General features: G+C 62.1%; 15 protein-coding genes and 1 pseudogene. 5 read left to right on the top strand and 11 right to left on the bottom strand.

The features are described 5' to 3' along the window. Positions 1 to 66: 66 nt before the first annotated feature. The 5 genes from ACTIEN_RS09795 to ACTIEN_RS09775 all read right to left on the bottom strand — a co-directional run bounded on the left by ACTIEN_RS09795 (position 67) and on the right by ACTIEN_RS09775 (position 7260). Positions 67 to 3186: an efflux RND transporter permease subunit gene (locus ACTIEN_RS09795; protein WP_439522950.1), complete on the bottom strand. Its 3120-nt coding sequence runs from the start codon at positions 3184 to 3186 to the stop codon at positions 67 to 69. A 10-nt stretch (positions 3187 to 3196) separates the two neighbouring features. Beyond that, on the bottom strand, positions 3197 to 4366 hold the full coding sequence (locus tag ACTIEN_RS09790) for an efflux RND transporter periplasmic adaptor subunit (protein ID WP_439522949.1): 1170 nt from the start codon (positions 4364 to 4366) through the stop codon (positions 3197 to 3199). A gap of 174 nt (positions 4367 to 4540) precedes the next feature. Then, complete coding sequence (locus ACTIEN_RS09785; protein WP_439522948.1) at positions 4541 to 5584, bottom strand: glutathione S-transferase C-terminal domain-containing protein; 1044 nt, start codon at positions 5582 to 5584, stop codon at positions 4541 to 4543. A gap of 16 nt (positions 5585 to 5600) precedes the next feature. Further along, positions 5601 to 6179 (bottom strand): hemerythrin domain-containing protein, encoded by a 579-nt coding sequence (locus ACTIEN_RS09780; protein ID WP_439522947.1) that lies wholly within the window; start codon positions 6177 to 6179, stop codon positions 5601 to 5603. 148 nt (positions 6180 to 6327) lie between these two features. Beyond that, on the bottom strand, positions 6328 to 7260 hold the full coding sequence (locus ACTIEN_RS09775; RefSeq protein ID WP_439522946.1) for a 3-hydroxyacyl-CoA dehydrogenase NAD-binding domain-containing protein: 933 nt from the start codon (positions 7258 to 7260) through the stop codon (positions 6328 to 6330). Positions 7261 to 7638: 378 nt separating this feature from the next. Between ACTIEN_RS09775 and ACTIEN_RS09770 the strand changes: the two genes are divergently transcribed. Continuing rightward, positions 7639 to 9153, top strand: a complete 1515-nt coding sequence (locus ACTIEN_RS09770; RefSeq protein ID WP_439522945.1) for a malonate--CoA ligase — start codon at positions 7639 to 7641, stop codon at positions 9151 to 9153. Here the strand turns inward: ACTIEN_RS09770 and ACTIEN_RS09765 are convergent. The 6 genes from ACTIEN_RS09765 to ACTIEN_RS09740 all read right to left on the bottom strand — a co-directional run bounded on the left by ACTIEN_RS09765 (position 9144) and on the right by ACTIEN_RS09740 (position 16687). Further along, a complete protein-coding gene (locus ACTIEN_RS09765) occupies positions 9144 to 9929 on the bottom strand; it encodes an SDR family oxidoreductase (RefSeq protein ID WP_439522944.1) in 786 nt (261 codons plus the stop codon). The genes ACTIEN_RS09770 and ACTIEN_RS09765 overlap by 10 nt on opposite strands. Positions 9930 to 9933: 4 nt before the next feature. Beyond that, a complete protein-coding gene (locus ACTIEN_RS09760; protein WP_439522943.1) occupies positions 9934 to 11502 on the bottom strand; it encodes an FAD-dependent monooxygenase in 1569 nt (522 codons plus the stop codon). Next, entirely contained in the window at positions 11499 to 12944 is a 1446-nt protein-coding gene (locus ACTIEN_RS09755; protein ID WP_439522942.1) for an aldehyde dehydrogenase family protein, read from the bottom strand. Before ACTIEN_RS09755 ends, ACTIEN_RS09760 begins: the two co-directional genes overlap by 4 nt. A 28-nt stretch (positions 12945 to 12972) precedes the next feature. Continuing rightward, positions 12973 to 13746 (bottom strand): IclR family transcriptional regulator, encoded by a 774-nt coding sequence (locus ACTIEN_RS09750; protein WP_439522941.1) that lies wholly within the window; start codon positions 13744 to 13746, stop codon positions 12973 to 12975. Beyond that, positions 13743 to 15671: a TRAP transporter permease gene (locus tag ACTIEN_RS09745; RefSeq protein WP_439522940.1), complete on the bottom strand. Its 1929-nt coding sequence runs from the start codon at positions 15669 to 15671 to the stop codon at positions 13743 to 13745. Before ACTIEN_RS09745 ends, ACTIEN_RS09750 begins: the two co-directional genes overlap by 4 nt. Positions 15672 to 15736: 65 nt before the next feature. After that, the gene (locus ACTIEN_RS09740) at positions 15737 to 16687 is read right to left on the bottom strand and encodes a TAXI family TRAP transporter solute-binding subunit (protein WP_439522939.1); all 951 of its coding nucleotides are present in this window, start codon (positions 16685 to 16687) and stop codon (positions 15737 to 15739) included. A gap of 111 nt (positions 16688 to 16798) precedes the next feature. Here ACTIEN_RS09740 and ACTIEN_RS09735 point away from each other — a divergent pair, with 111 nt between their 5' ends. From ACTIEN_RS09735 to ACTIEN_RS09720, 4 genes and pseudogenes are all read left to right on the top strand, one after another. Then, on the top strand, positions 16799 to 18493 hold the full coding sequence (locus tag ACTIEN_RS09735; protein WP_439522938.1) for a thiamine pyrophosphate-requiring protein: 1695 nt from the start codon (positions 16799 to 16801) through the stop codon (positions 18491 to 18493). Further along, a complete protein-coding gene (locus ACTIEN_RS09730; RefSeq protein ID WP_439522937.1) occupies positions 18493 to 19242 on the top strand; it encodes a sulfite exporter TauE/SafE family protein in 750 nt (249 codons plus the stop codon). The genes ACTIEN_RS09735 and ACTIEN_RS09730 overlap by 1 nt, the downstream gene beginning before the upstream one ends. A 230-nt stretch (positions 19243 to 19472) precedes the next feature. Then, on the top strand, positions 19473 to 20201 hold the full coding sequence (locus ACTIEN_RS09725; protein ID WP_439522936.1) for a GntR family transcriptional regulator: 729 nt from the start codon (positions 19473 to 19475) through the stop codon (positions 20199 to 20201). Between the two features lie 23 nt (positions 20202 to 20224). Beyond that, positions 20225 to 20688 (top strand): annotated as a pseudogene (locus tag ACTIEN_RS09720) (aminomethyl transferase family protein); the annotation flags it as partial.

Below are 20688 nucleotides of genomic sequence, written 5' to 3'. Positions count from 1 at the left end.
GGCAGTCCGGCCTTCGCCCCCCTGTCAGCGATCGGTGTGATCGCGGAGGCGCATCCACCGGACGCTTTATTCGGCGGGCTGCACAGAGGTCGTTGCGGATTGCAACTCCTTGACCAGCAGGGCCTCTTCCTCGGCCTTTGGTCGCGACAGACGGGCCAGCACAAGATAGGCGACCGGGGTCAGGTACAGGGTCGACAACGTCGCCATGCCCAGACCGCCGACGATGATCCAACCCAGCGCTTCGCGGGCTTCTGCCCCTGCGCCCGATGAATAGATCAGAGGAAGACCACCAAGCACGGTCGAGGTCATGGTCATCATCACCGGGCGCAGGCGTATGGTTGACGCTTCGTATATGGCGTCGCGCACGGATTTCCCCTGATCGCGCAGCTGGTTCGCGAATTCGACGATCAGGATGCCGTTCTTGGCCATGATGCCAACCAACAGAACCAGGCCAATCTGGCTGTAGACGTTCAGGCTGCCTCCTGTCAGCAGCAACGCAAAGATGGCGCAGGCAAGACCCAGAGGCACGGTTGCCATGATGATGAGGGCAGAGACAAAGCTTTCGAATTGCGCCGACAACACCAGAAACACCACAAGGATGGCGAAGCCGAAGGTGATCAGCAGCCCAGACGAGGTTTCCGACAATGTCGCCGCCTCGGCAAGTGGCACGATGCGCTGTTCTTCTGGAAGAACCTCCTCTGCAATCGCTTGAACCTCTTGAAACGCATCTCCAAGCGAGAGTTGTGGCGACAAGGTTGCGGAAATTTCGACGGCGCGCATCTGGGTCTCGCGACCAAGTTCCGGCGCGACGGCTCGTTCCTGCAAGCGCACGAAGCTCGAAATCGGGATCATCTCGCCGTTGCCGGCCTGCACGAAAATCCGCTCAAGATCGCCCGGATCGTTCACCGGATCGACCGTCGAAACCATCTTGATCTCGAAACTGCGGTCGTCGATGAACACGGTCCCGACAGTGCGCCCGTCAAGGACGGCCTGCAACGCTTCGCCCAATCCGTCGATATTCACCCCAAGATCCGACGCCCGGTCGCGGTCAACCTCGATAAAAAGTTGCGGCTGGGTTGTTTCATATCCCAGCGAAACGCGCCCGAACGCGGGGTTCTGCTCCATCTGGGCAATGATCTGGTCAGCGGATTCTGCCAGTCGGTCGTAGTTGTTTCCGGTCAAGGCAACGGTCAGGCCACGTCCCGCGCCGCGAATGCCCAGAGAATTCGGCTGGATGGCAAAGGCACGCACGCCGATCACCTGACCTAGCATTCCGTTGATCTGTCCAACGATCTCTTGCTGGCTGCGGGTGCGATCCTGCCATTCGGCAAGGGTCATCACCATGAAGCCCCGGTTGTCAGATCCGGTTCCCGCGATGGAGAAGATGTTGGTCACCTCCCCTGACATCCGAAGCGGTTCGATCAGGTCTTCGATTTCGCGCATCTTGCGGGCGGTATAGTCCAGTGACACCCCTTGCGGAGTTGAAACGCTCAGAAGCGCGATGGACCGGTCCTCGGACGGTGTGAGTTCCTGACGGATATTGCCAAAGGAGATTGCTGCAACCGTGGCAAATCCGGCGGATATCACGATGATCAAGAGCGGCATGGCAAGGCAAAACCGCAGCGTCAGGGCGTATAGCGCGATCAATCGGTTGCCGAGCCAGATCATCGGCCCGCGCGCAGGCGCTTCACCCGAATGGCCCTTGAGCAGCTTGCTTGCCAGCACGGGGCAGAGGCTGAGGGCGACAATCGACGACAGAAGGACCGACATCGCCAGGGTAAACCCGAACTCTCGGAACAGACCGCCGGTCTGACCGGGCAGGAATGACAGCGGGATGAACACGGCTGCCAGCGTGGCAGTTGTCGTGACAACAGCAAAGAACACCTGCTGCGTGCCAAGCACGGCCGCAGCGCGCGCGCCCATGCCTTCGGATCGTCGGCGCACGATATTTTCAAGCACCACGATGGCATCATCGACAACCATCCCGGTGGCAAGGACCAGCGCCAGAAGCGTCAGGATATTCACCGAGAAACCCACGAGATAGATCGCGGCCAGGGTGCCAACCAGCGCGACCGGCAGTGTTACCGCCGGAATGATCGTGGCGCGCACGTCCCGCAGGAACAGGAAAATGATGCCGATCACGATGGCAACGGCAATCGCCAGCGTGTTCAGCACTTCGCGGATCGAACCGTTGATGAAGACCGCGTCGTCACTTGTCACAAAGACAAGGACATCGGGCGGAAGGATGGATTGCAATTCGTCCACAACTGCCCGAACCGCTTGCGATATCTCCAGCGTGTTGCTTTGCGCCTGCCGGATGATCCCCAACCCGAGTCCCGTCTGGCCATTTGCCCGCAGCACGCTTTCGCCGGGTGCCGGACCCAAGGTGACGGTTGCCACGTCACCGATGGTGACGCCTTCGCGGATCTTCAGTGCTTCGAATTCGGCTGTAGACGTGACCGTTGCCGTTGTGCGCACCACAATGCTCTGACTGCTGGAACTAAGCGATCCGGCAGGCGCGTCAAAGGAGACGTTTCTAAGGGTGTTGCGGATGTCGGCAAGGGACAGACCCCGGCTTGCCAGTTGCATCTGGTCGACATCAATCCGGAACACCGCCTCGCGGTCGCCGTAGATCTGAAGGTCGGCCACACCGGGCACCGAAATCAGACGGTCTTCGATCATGTCTTCGGTGAACTGGGTCAGTTCTTGCGCGGTGCGGCGATCCGATGTCACGGCGATGCGCATGACAGCATCAGCATTGGCGTCCGCCTTGACGATGCGCGGATCGTCGGCCCCGTCAGGAAGTGAATTCTGAATCCGCCCGATGGCGTCGCGCGTGTCGGTTGCCGCGACATCCAGATCCGCGTCGTCGCCGAATTCGATGGTGACACGGCTGCGACCGAAGCGGGAACTCGACGATATGGCCTGGACACCTGCAACCCGCCCGGCGGCGCCTTCGATCTGAGCGGTGATTTCGCGGTCGATCGTTTCGGGCGACGCGCCTGCGAAATTGGTTGTCACCGTGATGACGGGCCGATCGACATCCGGCAGTTCCCGGATCTCGGCCCCGAACAATCCGGCCAGCCCGGACAGGACAATCAGCGCGGACAGGACGAAGGCAAGGATCGGTCTGCGCACGAACAGCGCCGTTGTCGAGGATTGGACGGATTGAAGCGTGACAGCCATTGCGGGCCTCCTATCCGCGCGAGACAGGCAAGGCGGCCTGTGCCGGGTTCGATGTCGCCTGAACCTGAATTTCGACCTCTGCCCCGGACCGGAGGTTCTGCACACCTTCTGTCACGACCATATCGCCGACCGAAAGCTCTCCGCTGACCAGCACGGAATCGCTGTTGCGCTGCATGATCATGACCGCTTTTTGCGCCGCCTTGCCCTCATCGACGACCCAGACGAAGGGACCATCGCTGCCCCATTGGATCGCGAGCGGATCAATCGACGGAAAGGATTCCCCGGTAAAGTCGACGATGATGCGGAACGCCATCCCGGCCCGCAGCACGTCGTCGGTATTGGCGAGCGACGCCTGAAGGCGCAACGTTCGGCTGTCCGCGTCCACGCGACTGTCCAGTGCCGTGATTGTTCCGATCAGTTCGTCCTGCGGGCGCGCGAGCGCTGTTGCCCGGATCGCATCGCCTTCCTTGATCTGGCCGACGAACCGTTCGGGCACGCGGAAATCGACGATGATCTCGGATCGGTCGTCGATCTGGGTGATTTCGGTCGCGGTCGAGACCTGATCACCGACATTGTGGTTGATGATGCCGACCCAGCCGGAAATAGGCGCGACGATCCTGCGACGCTCCAGTTCGAACTCTGCCTCTTTCAGGTCAAGCTCTGCTGTCTGAAGCGCGAGCGCTGCGTTGCTGCGCTGAATTGCCGTGACCGTGGTGCCAAGCGCGTTGACGCGGTTGGCCGCAGCGCGCGCATCCTCGAGCAGGAACTGCGCGCGCTCGACTTCAAGCCGCTGAATGCGGTCTTCAAGGGTCGCAACAACGTCACCAGCCTCGATATAGGAGCTGGACTGAACATTGATGGCCGAGAGACGGCCCGACACTTCGGGCACAACCGTCGTGTTGCGCAGCGCGCGACCATCTCCGATTGTAACGATCTCGTTGAAGATGTTGGCGCTTGCGACCTCGGAAGCGATCACCTGAATGGGCCCGCGTGATCCACCTGATGGCCTGCCGCCGCCGCCCTGAGCGGCAGCCGGGGTTTCGGGAACGGTGATGCCGAATGGTTCAAGAAGCCCATAGCGGTCAAGGATTGGCAGCGACGTCGGCACATAGGTGACCAGACCCCAGAAGCCCGCCGCAAGAAACAGCGCGGTGATCACGATTTGTTTAAGTATCGGCATTCAACAATCCCCTTGCCGGGTGAGCATTCCAAGCGCTTATCGTCGGCTGTCTACGACATGTTTCGGCGGATGACCGCAGTAATTCGCAGTCACACACGTAATTATGAGTAACTAGCGCAGTGTAGCTGTCAGAAAAGGCATTTCTGGCCGTGGCGGTCAGTGTCCGACGCCGGATCAACGAGGGATCACCCTTTCATCCGCAAGGTCGGGGTGCCCATAGGCGTCGGGATAACGCATCGGAACGAATGGCCCAAGCGGGACAACGCCGTTCCAGGACCGTCCGAAATACCCCTGGCGACAATGGATCAACGACCCGCTTTCGGCAACACCGGGCAAAGCGTGAACCCGGCAAAGCCAACGCCAGAGATGTGGATAATCGAGGATGCGCGCGCCATTCAGCTTCATGCGGACATAATAGACCGGGTCGTGACGAAATAACGTCGGGAACAGCCGCAAATCGGCTTCGGTGAAGGAAGATCCGGTCAGAAACGGGCGACCATCCGACAGCCGATCCTCAAGCTTGTTCAAGGCCTCGAAATAGGCTTCGAAAGCGGCAGCATAGATGGCCTGATCCGACGAGAACCCGGCCTTGTAAGCGCCGTTGTTGATGGCGGTGTAGATCAGGTTGTTCAGGTCGTCGATGTCGTCCCGCAGCGCGGGGTCTTCGGGATAAAGGTCAGGGCGTTCACCCTCAGACAGCGCGCTTCCAAGCGCAGCGGCATTGGCGTTCAGGATGCGCAGGATCTCGGCGCTTTCATTGTTGACGATGCGCCCCGATGTCTTGTCATAAAGGATCGGCACCGATTGTTCGTCAGACCCTTCGGCGCGATAAATCTCCTTGGCCAGCCGGTGTCCATGGCCGGTTCCGGTTTCGGTTGTGCAGTCTGGCAGTGTTGTGCCGGTCAGGGTGGCGATGCGGTCGGGATTGAACTCCCAAAGGTTCGGCCCCGCCGGGTCATCGTCGCCGGTGCGATTGGGGAAAACCACGTCCATCGTCAGGGTTTCCTGAAGGCCCAGGATGGCACGGGCCAGGGTGACGCGGTGGCACCACGGGCAATTGAGAGCGACGAAAAGATGATAGCGCCCCGGTTCTGCGGGAAACTCCGGATCGCCGACAGACTGTCGAAATCCGCTGACGCCGCGCACGAATTCACCTCGTGCGCGGCGCGTTGCGGCGTCGCTCTGATCTTCCTGAACCGAGGTCTCGTCGCCCGTCATCACCATCTCCCTATCCCTATCCCCGCAAACGGTGGTGCAAGATGATGGGAACGGCAAGCTCTTCCTCGTCAGTCAGATGCCGTGCGAGAAACGCGTCGATGGTCTCGGACATGCCGTGCAATTGGCCGATCTCGTCGCGGGCCTGCGCCACGTCAAGCTGGATCAGCTTGATTGCGCGGTTGGCCGTGCGCGTGACCGTGTCCAGCACCTGATCAAGATCGGCATGATCCTGTTCCAGCACGTCGAGTCCCGCGTCGAAACGTGGATCGGCGGCGGAAAGCTCTGGGAAGTAGCTGTGATCTTCCCAGTGATGGTGCCCATGCAGGTTGCGCACCAGGGCACCGCCGACATGCGACAGGCGCGCAGAGTAATCTTCGGGCGCCACTGTGGCGTCCAGAAAGCTCTCTGCATCCAGACGAAGGGTCTGCGCCAGATGGCGAAACATGCGATGCGCGCCCAGCCACTGGCGGGTTTTTTCCCGAAAGCCCGGATGCGCCCCCCAACTTTCGCGAGGATAAGCCTCCAGCAGCAGGCGCATCTCGTCGGGCAGGCCGTGGGGGCGAATGGTGACGGGTGTGGGTGTGGTGTCGAGCATGGCACTCTCCTTTCCAGACCTATCTGGGGGCGCGACTGACGCAGCGTCAGGCCTGTTCCCGCATGCCCGCTATGCGCAGGGCAGACCGCTGCCGACAAGGTTCTCCCCTCACTCATCAGGACGTCAGGACTGTCGTACTCCCGGCAACCTAAACGCCCGGAGCGGATTTTCGCGCTTTCAACGCCGCGATCAGGGCCGCATCGCGGGCATTTTCCAGGGTTGCAATGTCGCGACCCGCCGCTTCGCGTGAAACGCCCGCAACCAGCTGCGCCTGCACGTCGGACGACAGCGTCGGGTTGCCCAGCGTCGACCAGCGGCGCTCCTGACTTGGTCCAAGATGCGCCAGATAGGCGGCAAGACCACCGTCACCGCCGCCAAGGTGATAAGCCATGTGTGCGCCCAGAACCGACCAGCGCAATCCGGGGCCGTTGACCAGCGCGGCATCCACATCCTCGACGTCTGCAATGCCATCGGCCACGAGATGCACCGCCTCGCGCCACAGGGCAGAGGCAAGGCGGTTTGCGATATGCCCGGTCGCATCTTTCCTGAGACGCACCGGCACGCGGTCGGCTGCTAGATAGATCTGCTCTGCGCGATCAAGCCGGTCTGGATCAACGCCATAAAGTTCCACCAGTGGCACAAGGTGGGGCGGATTGAACGGATGGGCGGTGATGAGTCGGCTGGGGTCCGCAAGGCCCGGAGCAAGCTCTGACCATGTCAGCGCCGAGGTGGAGGACGCAATTACGGTAGATGGGTCTGCCAAAGCTTCGACCTGCGCAAACAGGTCGTGTTTGAGCGGAATGCTTTCGGGTGCATTTTCCTGGATCAACTCTGCACCGTCCAGCGCCTGCGCAAGGTCGGCGGTGATATTCAGATGGCCAAGGGTCGCAGAATCGTCGTCCAGCGTTGCCAGATGGGCAAGCGGCTTTTGCATGCGCGCGTTTGCGTCAGCCCTTGCTGTCTCGCTTGGATCCCAAAGGGTAACATCCGCGCCGTGATGATAAAACAACGCAGCCCAGCTGACACCAATCAGACCACCCCCAAGAATTGCGACCCGTCGTCCATTCAATCTCCCTGTCATACGCGCCTCATGCTGTGATCCTCAATCTTCATGGTGAGGCATCAAAGACGCATTGGCTCTGGAAGGAAAGACCAAGGGACACCGCATGGCCAATTGAACCAGCGCTGTTCGCTGATGCTGGTTGGGGCATCTGTGGCGCCGCGATCTGGACCGTCCGGGACTACGCACCGAAGGTCGCGGAATTTCCCTTCAGGACAATCACAGCGGAACAACACCCATGATCAGATTGATTTCCGATAGGCCGTCAATTAGACGGCAAAAGCCCTTTTGCAGCCTGCCAATGCACCTATGTGACGTGTCCCGAGAGCGGTTCCGGGGGCGAAAACGTGAAGCGCTGGTGCCTGTGATCCACCGGTTTTGAAAAGGATGCCCGACCCGATGGCCAATACGCTCTATGACGCGCTGTTCGCGCCGCATGAGGGGAAAACCACCCCGTTCCTGCACATGCCGGATGGCGCGGTGATCAGCCATGCCGCGTTTCTTGAGACCGTCGGGCGGATGTCCAATGCTCTCAAGTCGCTGAATGTCGATCCCGGTGACAGGGTCGCCGTCCATGTCGAGAAATCGGCACAGGCTTTGGCCCTCTATGCGGCCTGCGTGAAGTCAGGGGCGGTCTTCTTGCCGCTGAACACGGGTTATACACCTGCCGAACTTGCGTATTTTGTCGACGACAGCAAACCGGCGCTGTTTGTGTGCGATCCGGTTGAGGCAGAGGCTTTGGCCGCCATCGCGGCAGATGCGGAGTGTACGCTTCACACGATGGGATCGTACGGTGAGGGTTCGTTCTTCGATCTGGCACTGGAATTCTCGCCTGTCTCCGATAGTGCCCCGCGCGACGCCGAGGATATCGCGGCGCTGCTGTACACGTCGGGCACCACCGGGCGCTCAAAGGGGGCGATGCTGACGCAGAACAACCTGTTGTCGAATGCCGAGGCGCTGGTCGCTGCATGGCAGTTCACCGACAGCGACATTCTGCTTCATGCCTTGCCAATCTTTCACACTCATGGGCTTTTCGTGGCGACGAACACGGTGCTGTTGTCGGGTGGGTCAATGATCTTTCTACCGAAATTCGATCTGGATGCGGTTCTGGCGGCGCTGCCCAAGGCGACCACGATGATGGGAGTGCCGACCTTTTACACCCGGCTACTGGACGACGCGCGCTTTACCGGCGATCTGGCGTCGCATATGCGGTTGTTCATTTCCGGATCGGCCCCGTTGCTGGCGGAAACCCATGTGCAGTTCGAACAGCGCACCGGCCATCGCATCCTGGAACGCTACGGGATGACGGAAACCAACATGAACACGTCCAATCCGTATGACGGGGAACGCCGGGCCGGGACGGTCGGGCTTCCGTTGCCAGGGGTCGCGGTCAAGGTCTGCGATCCCGAAACCGGGGTTCAACTGCCACAGGGCGAGATTGGTGTGCTTTGGGTGCGGGGGCCGAACGTGTTCAAAGGCTATTGGAACATGCCGGAAAAGACCCGCGAGGAATTGCGTGACGACGGGTTCTTCATCACCGGCGATCTGGCCCTGATCGACGGTGACGGCTATGTGCAGATTGTCGGGCGGGGCAAGGATTTGATCATCTCGGGTGGCTACAACATCTACCCCAAGGAGATCGAGCTGTTCCTCGACACGCTGCCCGGTGTGCGCGAATCCGCCGTGATCGGCGCGCCGCATCCCGATTTCGGCGAAAGCGTGGTTGCGGTTCTGGTGCCGGAAACGGGCCAGAGCATCGACATTGCCGGGGTCGAAGCAGCGGTGCGCGCCAACCTTGCCGGGTTCAAGCGCCCCCGCGTGATCGAACTGGTGGACGCGCTGCCGCGCAACACGATGGGCAAGGTGCAAAAAGCCCAGCTGCGCACGCAATACGCGGACGTGTTTCAGGGCTGAGAGGGGGCCGTCAACGCCTGATATTCAAGCTGTGCCGTGAGGCCGCCATCACATTCGATGTTGCAACCGGTGACCCATGACGCGCTTTCGGAGGCCAGGAAGTGAATGACCTGCGCCACTTCCTCGGGAGTGCCGGCACGTTTGGTCAGTGCTACCCCGCGGGTGGCACGATCCCCGAAGGCGGTCATGAAGTCATCAAGGATCGGGGTTGCAACGGCGGCAGGGCTGACGGCATTCACCCGTAAGCCAAGGGTCCGGAGACGCGCGACATTGGCCATGCCCCAGACGATCACCGCCTCTTTCGACAGGTCATAGGCGCGGACGGGGTCAATGTGTTCGTCTTGGACAAACGCATGCAGGTCCGTCGCAGGATCAAGCGCCAGGAACCGCTGAACCTGGGCAAGGTTTTCCCGCCACTTGCCACCCGCTTTGGACGCCATGTTCACAAGTGCCCCGCCGGGAGAGAGGCGCGGCAGCAGGTGTTCGGTCACCGCGATCAGGGCTTGGGTGTTCACCCGCAGGATCGTCGGCTCATGTCCCGGTCGCGGAGGCAGACCGGCGGCATTGACCAGCACGTCGATCTTGGGTCCGGGGTCCAGTGTCGCAATGGCGTCCAGATCGGACAGGTCCATCTTGATCCAGCTATCGACACGCGCGCCGGGATCATCGCGGTCGATCACCGTCACATGCGCGCCGTCGGCCCGGAACAGGGCAACTGCCGCAGCCCCGATGCCGGATGCGCCGCCGGTGACAACGATCTGCCTTTGATCGGCCATGTGATCAGGCTCCGATCGCGGCAGACAGGATACGATGTGCCGCGTCCGGTGTTTGTGCGTCACCGGACCACGCAACAAATCCGTCCGGACGGATCAGGACAAGTCCGCGGTCCCAGTGTCGGAACCATTCCGTCTTGCCGATCGGAGTCGCGAGCGGGATGTTCAGCGCCTCAGCGGCGTCCCGGAAGGGAGTGGCATTTTCCGGATCGGCGCAAATCAGGGTGAAGTCGGGACCAAGCACATTCGCCACGTCCCGTCCCTCGGGTCCGGCTGGGGGCAGGTGGTGCCCTGCGCGCGCGACAAAGCTGTGCGACCCCTTGGCGCTGGGCCTGCCCCTGGTGTCGGGCACGATGGGGGAGCCTTCGTAATTCGGTTCGAAATCCTCGACCCCCGATCCACCTTCGGCACGGGCTTTCCACGCGTGTTTGAATGCCTCCGGGTCTGTGGCCGGGTCAAAGGCATTCAGGAACTCGCGATCCTGGTAGATGAAATTTTCGATGAAGTCCCGCGCGGTCGAGGCAAAGACAGGCTGGCGTTCGGCGCTGTAGCTGTCGAGCAGCGCATCGCTGCCCCAGCCCTGGATCACGGCGGCCAGTTTCCAGCCGAGGTTGCGCGAGTCCTCAAAGCCGGTGTTGATGCCGTAGCCACCATAAGGCGGATGGCTGTGCGCCGCGTCGCCAGCGATAAAGGCACGTCCTGCACGATAGGTGTCGGCCAATGACACCCGCAGATCCCAGAATCCGACGTAATCGAGATCCAGCGCGAACTCCTGACCCACTGCCTTGTGCAGCAGCGCGCGAAAATCGAAATTGTCTTCGGTTGTGCCGATGGGGACGGGGGCGTGAAAGAACCACGACGACCCGTGATCGACCCGGCCAAAGAACAGCCAGTAGCCTTCGTAATCGGGGTGCAGCACGTTGTAGAACGCCTTGCCCGGATAGCGCGTGAGAAGGTCGTGCAGCGCTTCTGACCGGAACACCAGAAGGGCCATCAGGCGGTTGTGGTCGGACAGGGTTTCGCTGATCCCGGCATGGTCTCGCACAAAGGACTTGCTGCCATCGCAGCCCACGACATAAGACGCCTCGATCACCTTCCGCACGTCGCTCTTGCGTTCCGCAATGGTCAGGCGCACGCCGTCCCCGGTCATCTCCAGCGCCTCACCGGCCCAGCCGTAGAGCACCGTAACCGCCGGGATCTTGGCCGCGCGCGCGCGCAGCACACTTTCGGTCGCGTATTGCGGCAGGCGGGCGTTGGGCGCGAAATAGTAGTCTTTTACGTTCGACCGGTTCAGCCAGTCATATGTGTGATCCGACAGCAGCTTGCCATAGGCCGTCATGCCGCCGATGCCGCCACCCTTGGGAATGGGGTGGGCGCTGTGCAATTCCTCCTCGCACCCCCATGCCCGGAAATGCTCGGACGTGCGCTGCGTCAGGTTCTGCCCCTTGGGGATGGGCTGCGGTTCCGGATAGCGTTCCACGACGCAGACGCGTACGCCGCGCTGACCCAATTCGATGGCAAGACCCAGACCGACAGGCCCGCCGCCATTGATCACCACGTCATAGCTGTTGCTCATGCGGTCCCTCCGATGCGTCCGGGTTCGGAATAGATGTGTTTGGTCTCAAGGAAGTCACACAGCCCCTCTGGCCCGTGCAGCCGCCCAAGGCCCGATTTGCCATAGCCGCCGGTTTCCGCCTCTGCGAACAGCCGCAGATGCGAATTGATCCAGACCGTCCCCGCCCGGATCGCGCGTGCCATGCGCAAAGCGCGGTGGTGGTCTGCGGTGAAGACCGACGCGGCAAGGCCGTAGGCGGTGGCGTTGGCCTTGGCGACGGCCTCCTGTTCGTCCACGAAGGTCTCGATCGACACAATGGGACCGAACAGTTCCTCCTGCACCAGCGGCGAGGCGACATCGTCGATGCGGAACAGGGTCGGTGTGAGGAACGCAGCATCGGACAGGGGTGCGCCGCGCAGGATGATCTCGCCCTCGTCGCCCGCCTGTTCGATCAGCCGTTCGATCCGCGCGCGGTTTTCGAGGTCGATCAGCGATCCCATCTGGCTGTCGGGCCGGTCACCGGGACCGACGCGCACCGCCTTGAACGCGGCGGAGATGCGGGCCTCAAAGTCATTGGCAATGGACTCGTGCACAAGGAACCGCGCGGCGGCGACGCAGATTTGCCCCGCCATCGCCAAGGCTCCGTGGGTCAGTTCGTGCACCGCGCGGTCAAGGTCGGCATCGGCAAAGATCACCGCCGGTGCCTTGCCGCCCAGTTCCAGCCCCACGCGTTTCAGCGTCGGCGCTGCGGCGGCCATGATGGCCTGCCCGGTACGGCTGCTGCCGGTAAAGCTGATCACGTCGATATCGGGTGACGCGGTCATGGCGCGGCCCACTTCGATGCCGTTCTCGTTGACGGAATTGACCACGCCTTTGGGCAGGGACGGGGCCTGTGCGATGGCCTGCATGATGCGCGCATGGACCAGCGGCGTTTGATGCGCCGGTTTGATGACCGCAGTACAGCCAGCGGCCAGAGCAGGGGCAAGCGACCGCATGAGCAATGTCACAGGCGCGTTCCAAGGCACGATGATGCCCGCCACCCCCGCCGCCTCGCGGTGGAACAGCGACAGGCTGCCGGGTGTGATTTCCTGCATCGAGCCGCGGATGTCTCGGGCCAGTCCGGCATAGTAGCGCGTTTCCGAAATGGCCCCCATGGTTTCGCCCAAGGCTTCGGCGCGGATCTTGCCGTTTTCGGCCACAACCAGATCGGCGATCTCGTCCTTGGCGGCCTCCAGGCGGTCCGCGATCTCCAGCAGGGCTTGTGACCGCAGGCGGGGCGCATGGGCCCAGTCGGTGCCAAAGAACGCGGCGCGCGCTGTTGCGGCGGCGGCATCGGCAAGGGGGCTGCTGCCCGGATGGTACTGGCCCAACGGAGCAAGGGTGGCGGGATTCACGCTGGCGGCCAACGGGCCGTCGGCAACCCATTCGCCGCCAATGTAATGCCGTGCGGGATCAAGGGTCATGGGGTCTCTCTTTCGGATCGGTTAAGGGTCATGCACTGGCCAGCGCAGCGGTCCGGCTCAGCGCGTCCGAGATCGCCTCGGCACGGTCGCGGATGCTGTCGCGCAAGGCATCCAGTTGAGTGCGGGTCAGGGTGGATTCTTCGGTCGACAGGCAGAGCGCGCCGACCGGGGTTCCGTCACCCGCAAGGATCGGCGCGGCAACACCGACCAGCCCCGGCGTGACCTCGCCCCGCGCCATGGCGACACGGTCGCGGCGGATACGTTTCAGCTCGGTCAGCACCGCGTCCTTGGTCGATCCGATGCCCGAGGTAACGAAGGCGTCAAGGTAGTCGCTGACCAACGCGGACCGTTCTTTCGGGGGCAGGAAGGCGACAATGGCCCGGCTGACCGCGCCCTTGCCGATCGGCATGGGGCGTCCGCGCGGGTAGGACGAACGCGGTTCGGGGGCCGACACTTCGGACGCCACGCAAAGCATCTTCTGTCCGTAAAAACGCAGGACGAAGGCCGAGCCGATAAAATCGCGGGCAAGTGCCTTTAGGTGGGGGTCGGACGCCGTGATCAATGGATCGGAGCGGCGCATGATGAAATCGAGCTCGGTCACGCGAGGGCCAAGCGTGTAGCCCGCCTGCGGCAACGACACGAGATAGCCCGCATCCTTGAGCGTCTTGAGATAGCGATAGAGCGTCGGGCGCGAAAACCCGAGCGCCTGCATCATCTCTTCGGGTGTCCATTCCGGGGTTTCCTCGGAAAACAGGCCGAGGACCGCCAGAAGCCGTTCGCCAGAACCCGAGACCGACCTCATTGCGCCTCCTCCTGTGCCAAGGGTGCGCTGCGGCGGCGGAACAACTCGCTTCCGATCAGCGCCAGACCCAGCACAACGCCCGCTGCATCGGTGAGGATCGCGCCCTCGAAAGCTCCGGCGGGCACCAGCGCCATCAGGCCCGTTGTTATGAACAACAGCCGTTTGACCGGCGACAGGCGATCCGAGAAATACCCGGCCAGACCGGCGGACACGAGCCACACGCCAAGGCTTGCGGTGATCACGGCAAAGACAATCTCTCCGGTTTCTCCGATCAGGATCAGCGACGGGCTGAACACGAACAGCACCGGGATCACATAAGCCGCCCACCCGAACCGCATCGCGGCCCAGCCAGTTGCCATGGCGGGCGCCTTGGCGATGGCGGCGGCGGCAAAGGCGGCCATGGCGATGGGGGGTGTGATCATCGACATCATGCCGAAATACAGCACATAAAGATGTGCCGCGATGGGTTCGATCCCCACTTCGATCAGCGCCGGCGCCACGAGAGCAGCGAGAAGCACATAGACACCCAAAGTGGGCAGGCCCATGCCCAGGATGATGCAGACCACGGCGGACAACGCCAGCAGTGTGATGGCGCTGCCGCCGCCCACCTGCACCAGCGCATAGGTCAGGTTGAAACTGAGACCGGTAATGTTGAGCACACCGATCACCATGCCGGACGCCGCCGAAATGAGAAGGATCTCGACAACCCCGTGCCCGGTACGGGCAAAGCTGCCGAACAGGGCGCGGAGTGTTGGACGTGCGCCGCGATAGCCGAAGATAAGTGCGGTCGTACACAGCGCCAGCGCCGACCAGAGTGCCGCGCGTTCCGGTTGGTAGCGCATCCAGAACAGCAGGTAGATCAGCACGGCAAAGGCGGTGGCGAAATGCAGCCCGACCAGAACGGTGCGCCGTGCGGGGATCTCGGATTCCGGCACGCGTTGAATGCCCATCTTGGCCGCTTCAAGATCGGCCTGGATGAACAGAGCAACGTAATACAGGACCGCAGGCAGCAACGCCGCCATGACGATCTGGCTGTAGGGGATGGCCAGAAACTCGGCCATCAGGAAGGCCGATGCGCCCATTACCGGCGGCATGAGCTGCCCTCCGGTGGAGGCCACCGCTTCGATCGCGCCCGCCTTGTGGGCGGGGTAGCCATCGCGTTTGATCATCGGGATGGTGACGACGCCCGTGCCCACCACGTTGGCCACCGCAGAGCCCGAGATCGACCCGAACAGACCCGAGGCCAACACCGAGATCTTCATCGACCCGCCGCGAAACCGACCCATGCCGATCATCGCCGCATCGGTGAAGAACTGCGACCCGCCGGTGATGCCCAAAAGCACGCCGAACAGAATGAACGCGATCACCACAGTTGCGGCAACCGACATCGGCAGGCCCAGTACACCGTTTGAATCCACCGCCAGATAACCGGACAAGAGCTGCCAGTTCTGCGGTCTGCCCTGCAATCGGCCGGGGATCAGGTCTCCGAACAGCGCATAGAGCAGGAACGCCGAGATGATGATGACCAGCGCCCAGCCGGTGGCGCGGCGCAGCGACTCCAGCAGCAGCACGATGATCACAAGGCTGGGAATCCAGAGCTCGGGTGGGCGGGCAAAGATCATCAGCACGAGGTCTGGATATTTGACCGCAACATAGCCAAGCGCCCCCATCGACAGGCCCGCGAGGATCAGATCGTAGATCGGTACGCCGATCCGGTCGGTTCCGCGCGTGGCGGGCAGGGTGAGAAAGGCCAGCGGCAGGGCAAAGAACAGCACACCCGCAAAGAATTGCTGCGGATACAAATCCAACCCCAGCTTCCGCTGCACCGACAGCGCCCAGCCCACTGCCAGCAGGACAAGGCAGGCCGCAAAAAGATCGGCCAAAGGTATCGCAAGGCGCGCGGGCAGGGCAGGCATGGCTGTCATGATATCCTGGAACGTTCGAGGTCAGGCAGGTGGAACACGCGCCCCTGAAGAGCGCGTGCCTGGGCTTAATTCAGGCCCACTTCCTCGAAAAAGCGCAGCGCGCCGGGGTGGTATTCCGCTGTGCCGGGATCGCCCTTCATTTCCTGGGGATCAAAGGCGCGGAACGGCGGGAAGGTGTCGATCATCACCTGGGTGTTCTCGTAGATCGCCTTGGTCATTGCATAGACCGCTTCTTCGGGCGCGTCTGCATGGGTAAAGACCACCTGCGGGAAGGCGATGTAGACCGTGTCCTCAAGCACTCCGGGCATGGACCCCGTGGGCAGGGTGGTGAAGAACGCGGTTGGCCAATGTTCGCGAGCAGCGGCAAGGGATGCGTCGCTGTCATCCTCGACCCCCAGCGCGCGCAGACCACCCACGGCGGCATCCGCCTCGCGGACCTTGCCGGCGCCATGGGCAAAGATGAACCCGACCGTGTCACCCGCCATGAAGGCATCGGCCCCGGCGACAACACTGGCGACCGAGACCTTTTCGACATCGTCGCGCGTCATGCCTGCGGTGGCATAAAAGGCCGATAGCTGCGGCAGAATGGTGTTTTGCGCAGTGTAGCCATCGGTCATCGGCTGGCCTGTGAGGTCGGACACCTTCATGATGTCGCTGTCGGCCCGGACAAAGATCGCCTCGACCAGTGGCATCAGATGCGCGACAATGCGCAGGTTCGGGTTGGTGCGGCCCTCCCACCAGGCGTCTCCGGTGACGGCATAAGCCACCTCTTGCAGGTTCGCGACGCCGAATTCGATGCCGCCCTGATCGACGAACGGAATGAACTGGTTGGGGCTGGTCGCGGGTTGGATCGTGGTGTTCAGCCCGGCTTCGTTCGCGGCGTTGGCCACGGCGGTGCCGATATTGTGGAACAGCGATCCAGGGTTCGATGTGGCGATGCCGACATTCTGTGCCGATGCGGTCGTGCCGATTGTCGCGCTCAGAAATACCGCAGCCGCGGTGAATAGCGTCTTCATGGTTGTCCTCCCAAATATGGTTCTCGTTTGGGTTAGAATCCCAATTATTGAGAATAAGTTGACTTTACAAAGTGGCAGCGGAATATCAAGCCAGAGATTCAGGGAGGATGTATGTTACATGACGCGACCCGGCCCAAGACCGGAGGCGAGGCGCTATTGGCGGCGCTCAAGGACTGCGGAATCGACTATCTGTTTGCCAATGCGGGAACCGATTTTCCACCAATTATAGAAGGGCTTGCGCGACTTTCTGAAAGTGATGCGCCAACACCTTTGACAGTCCCGCATGAAACCGCAGGCATGGCGATGGCGCATGGTTATTGGCTTGTCACCGGACGTCCGCAAGCCGTGATGGTGCATGTGAATGTCGGTCTGGCCAATGCCGTGATGGGTGTGATCAACGCCGCGTCCGACAATATTCCGGTCTTCGTACTGTCGGGGCGCACGCCGCTGACGGAATCAGGTCGCAAGGGCGGACGGATGACGCCGATCCAGTACGGTCAGGAAATGTACGACCAGACCAGCCTCGTGCGCGATGTGATCAAGTTCGATTATGAACTGCGCTATCCCGAACAGGCCGACAGCGTGACCAAGCGCGCGGCGTCCCTGATGGTCAGCGCGCCAGAGGGGCCGGTCTACATGAGCCTGCCCAAGGAACCCTTGACCGAGGCGTTGCCGGACGGGTTTGCGCCTGCGCCCGTACCCGCCAGCGCGCGCCCGGTCGCACCTGATCCCGAGGCCATTGCCCAGCTTGCGGGGTGGATCGCAGAGGCGAGGATGCCCGTCGTGCTGTGCCAGCGTGGCGATCCGCAGGGGCGGGTTTCGGCAGCCCTGTCGCGCTGCGCCGAGGTGTATGGCCTTGCGGTGTCCGAACCGTTCAGCATCCGCAATGTGCTGGCGTCGGATGATCCGGCGCTGTTGGGCTACAACCCCAAACTCGCGACCTCGGACGCCGATCTGGTGATCGTGCTGGATTCTGCCGTGCCCTGGATCGAAGCAGTGAACGCGCCGCAGGACGGCACCCGCGTGGTGCATATCGGCCCGGACCCTCTGTTCCGCCGCATGCCGGTGCGTGGGTACAAGAACGATCTGGCGATCACCGCCGATCCGGTGATGGCGCTCGAGGCGCTGTTGTCCCACAAGCCTGACGCAGCTGCCGAAACGCGGCGGCAGAGCGTTCACGCCAAGGTCGCATCAGGTCGCAGCGCCATGGCGAAACCGGACGCGGGTGGTGATGGCCCGATGTCGGCAGACTGGATGAGCGCCTGCATTTCGGACATCATGGATGACACCGCAGTGGCGTTTTCCGAATTGGGGCTGCTTTTGCCGCACATGCACATCAAGGGGGCGAACCGCGTGTTTTCCAACGTGCATGCGGGTGGTCTGGGCTGGGCCATGCCCGCCGCCCTTGGCGCGCAACTGGCACACCGGGACCGGCTGGTGATTGCCTGCGTGGGGGACGGGTCGTACATGTTTGCCAATCCGGTCGCCTGTCACCAGATCGCCGAAGCCTTGGAGTTGCCGATCCTTACCATCATCAAGAACAACGCGATGTGGAACGCGGTGCGCCGGTCGGTGGTCAAGGGCTACCCGGACGGCGCGGCGGTGCGGCAGAACCGTATCCCGCTGACCTCGCTCGAGCCGTTGCCGGATTTCACCCAGATCGCCAAGGCGAGCCGCGCTCACGCCGAACGCATCGACTGCGGTGCAGACTTGCCCGACGCGCTGCGCCGCGCGGTCGAAGTGATCCGCACCGAACGGCGGCAAGTGCTGCTTGATCTGTCTGTCGCCGCAACGGACGAACACTGATGGACCCCGCATCACTCGCTCTGGCCTTTGTCGGAATCGCGCTTGGCGGGTTCCTCAAGGGGGCCACTGGGGCAGGGGCGCCGGTGGTCGGCGTGCCGGTTCTGGCCATCGTGTTCGATGTGCCGATGGCGGTGGCGATCTTTTCGGTGCTGAACCTCTGCACCAATATCTGGCAAAGCTGGGCTTTCCGGAGCGAAGTGACGGAACTTCGGTTCGTGTGGATCTTTGCGCTGATGGGGGCCATCGGGGCGATTGTCGGGTCCGTTCTGCTGGCCTCTTTGCCGGTGCCGCTTTTGATGGCGTCTCTGGCTGGGGTCGTGTTCGCCTATATCGGTCTTCGGTTGGCGCGGCCCAATTGGGTCTTGTCGCGTGCGCGGGGGCGGCAGTTGGGCCCCTATGTCGGGTTTGTCGGAGGTGTGATGCAGGGCGCTGGCGGATTGTCTGCGCCGGTGTCGATCACCTTTCTGAACGCGCTGAATCTGCCCCGCAAAGAGTTCATCGCGACAATTGCGATCTTCTTTCTTGCCATGTCCGTCACCCAAGTGCCCGCCCTTGCCGCGCTCGGCATCCTGACATGGGACCGCTTGCTGCTGGCGGTGTTGGCGCTTGTGCCGATGTTTCTGGGCATCCCCATCGGGTCATGGGCGGCGCGATTCCTGTCGAAGCAGGCGTTTGACCGTCTGATCCTGTCACTTCTGGCAGTGATCGCGGTCAAGCTGATCTGGGACGCGGCGCAGACCGGGCTTTAGGCGGTGTGCAATCGACAAACGTCACCGCAGATCGAGCGTGTTTGCGCAGGGACTTGGCCCTGCTGTCAGGGACGGCCCTTTGATTGGCCATGATCGACCCGGTGTATACATTACCTTGAAAATTGATTGAATTTTCTGTGAAGTATCTACCATTGACAGGTTTCTGTATACAATTTATCCAAATGGACAGAACGCCGCAAGGGAGAGCGGCGTGCGCCTGGGGAGGGTGCATGTCTGATCGCAAGACGCAATTCGAAAAGGCGTTGCTGGGGCTTCGGTCGCTTGTGATGAGCGGCGAATTCGCTGGCAGCACACGTTTGCCCGAGGTCGCTTTGGCTGAACGGCTGGGCCTGTCGCGCACGCCGTTGCGGCAGGCGATGGATCGGCTGGTGGCCGAAGGTCTGCTTGAACGGATCGAAACCGGCGGTTGCCGCGCGGCGCGGTTTACGCTGGATGACATCAACGACGCCATCGAATTGCGCGGCGTGATCGAAGGCACGGCGGCGCGACTGGCGGCGGAACGCGGTGCGGACCCTGTCAGACTGGCCGAGGCAGAGCGCGTTCTGGATCGGATCGACGCCGCGCTTGTTCATCCGGATCACATTGATTTCGAAGCGTATATCTCTGAAAATGCACAGTTTCATCACCTGCTATCGCGTCTCGCGGGCAGTCAGGTGATGCAGCGCGAGGCGGATCGGGTCAACCTTCTGCCCCTGGCGTCCCCCAGTGCGTTTTTGCGTGAACAGGAACTGATCCCGGATTTCAATGCGTCGCTTGTCCGCGCGCAGCACCAACACCGCGCCATCGTCGAGGCGATTCGCGCCCGCGAAGGCGCGCGTGCAGAACACCTTGCCCGCGAACACGCCCGCCTTGCGCGGCGCAACCTTGATTACCTTGCCAATGCCGGACCGGGGGTCGCCACGCGCGTTCCGGGCCTGTCTTTACTATCCGCAAAATAAGATTTCAGGAGGAAATCACGTCTATGCCCAGCTTGTCCGACAAGATGAAGGAATGGGGAAATCCCGTTGAAATGCTTCGCAATTCCCAGATCGGGATGTATGTCTATCCGGTCGTGACGCCGGAGTTTCGCAACTGGCGGCTTGAGCAGGAAGCGTGGCGTCACAGCGCCGTTCTGTTCGACCAGTCGCACCACATGGACGAGCTGATCGTCGAAGGCCCGCAAGCCGAGGAATTTCTGGCGTATCATGGCATCAACGCCTTCGGGAATTTCGACCTGAACCGTGCCAAGCACTATGTGCCCGTCACACCGGCAGGTCACGTCATCGGCGACCACATCATCTTCCGCGAGCGGGAGGACAAGTTCATCCTCGTGGGTCGCGCGCCGACCTCCAACTGGCTGATGTTTGCCGCCGCCTGGGGCAAGTGGAACGTGCGGATCAAGCACGATCCGCGTTCGACCTCGCGCCCCGAGGGCGAGCGCGTGTT

The organism is Marivita sp. (genome assembly GCF_051859345.1).
GTDB lineage: Bacteria > Pseudomonadota > Alphaproteobacteria > Rhodobacterales > Rhodobacteraceae > Marivita.
Note: the sequence above shows the minus strand (reverse complement) of the source record. Positions and strands in the feature narration are given on the sequence as shown.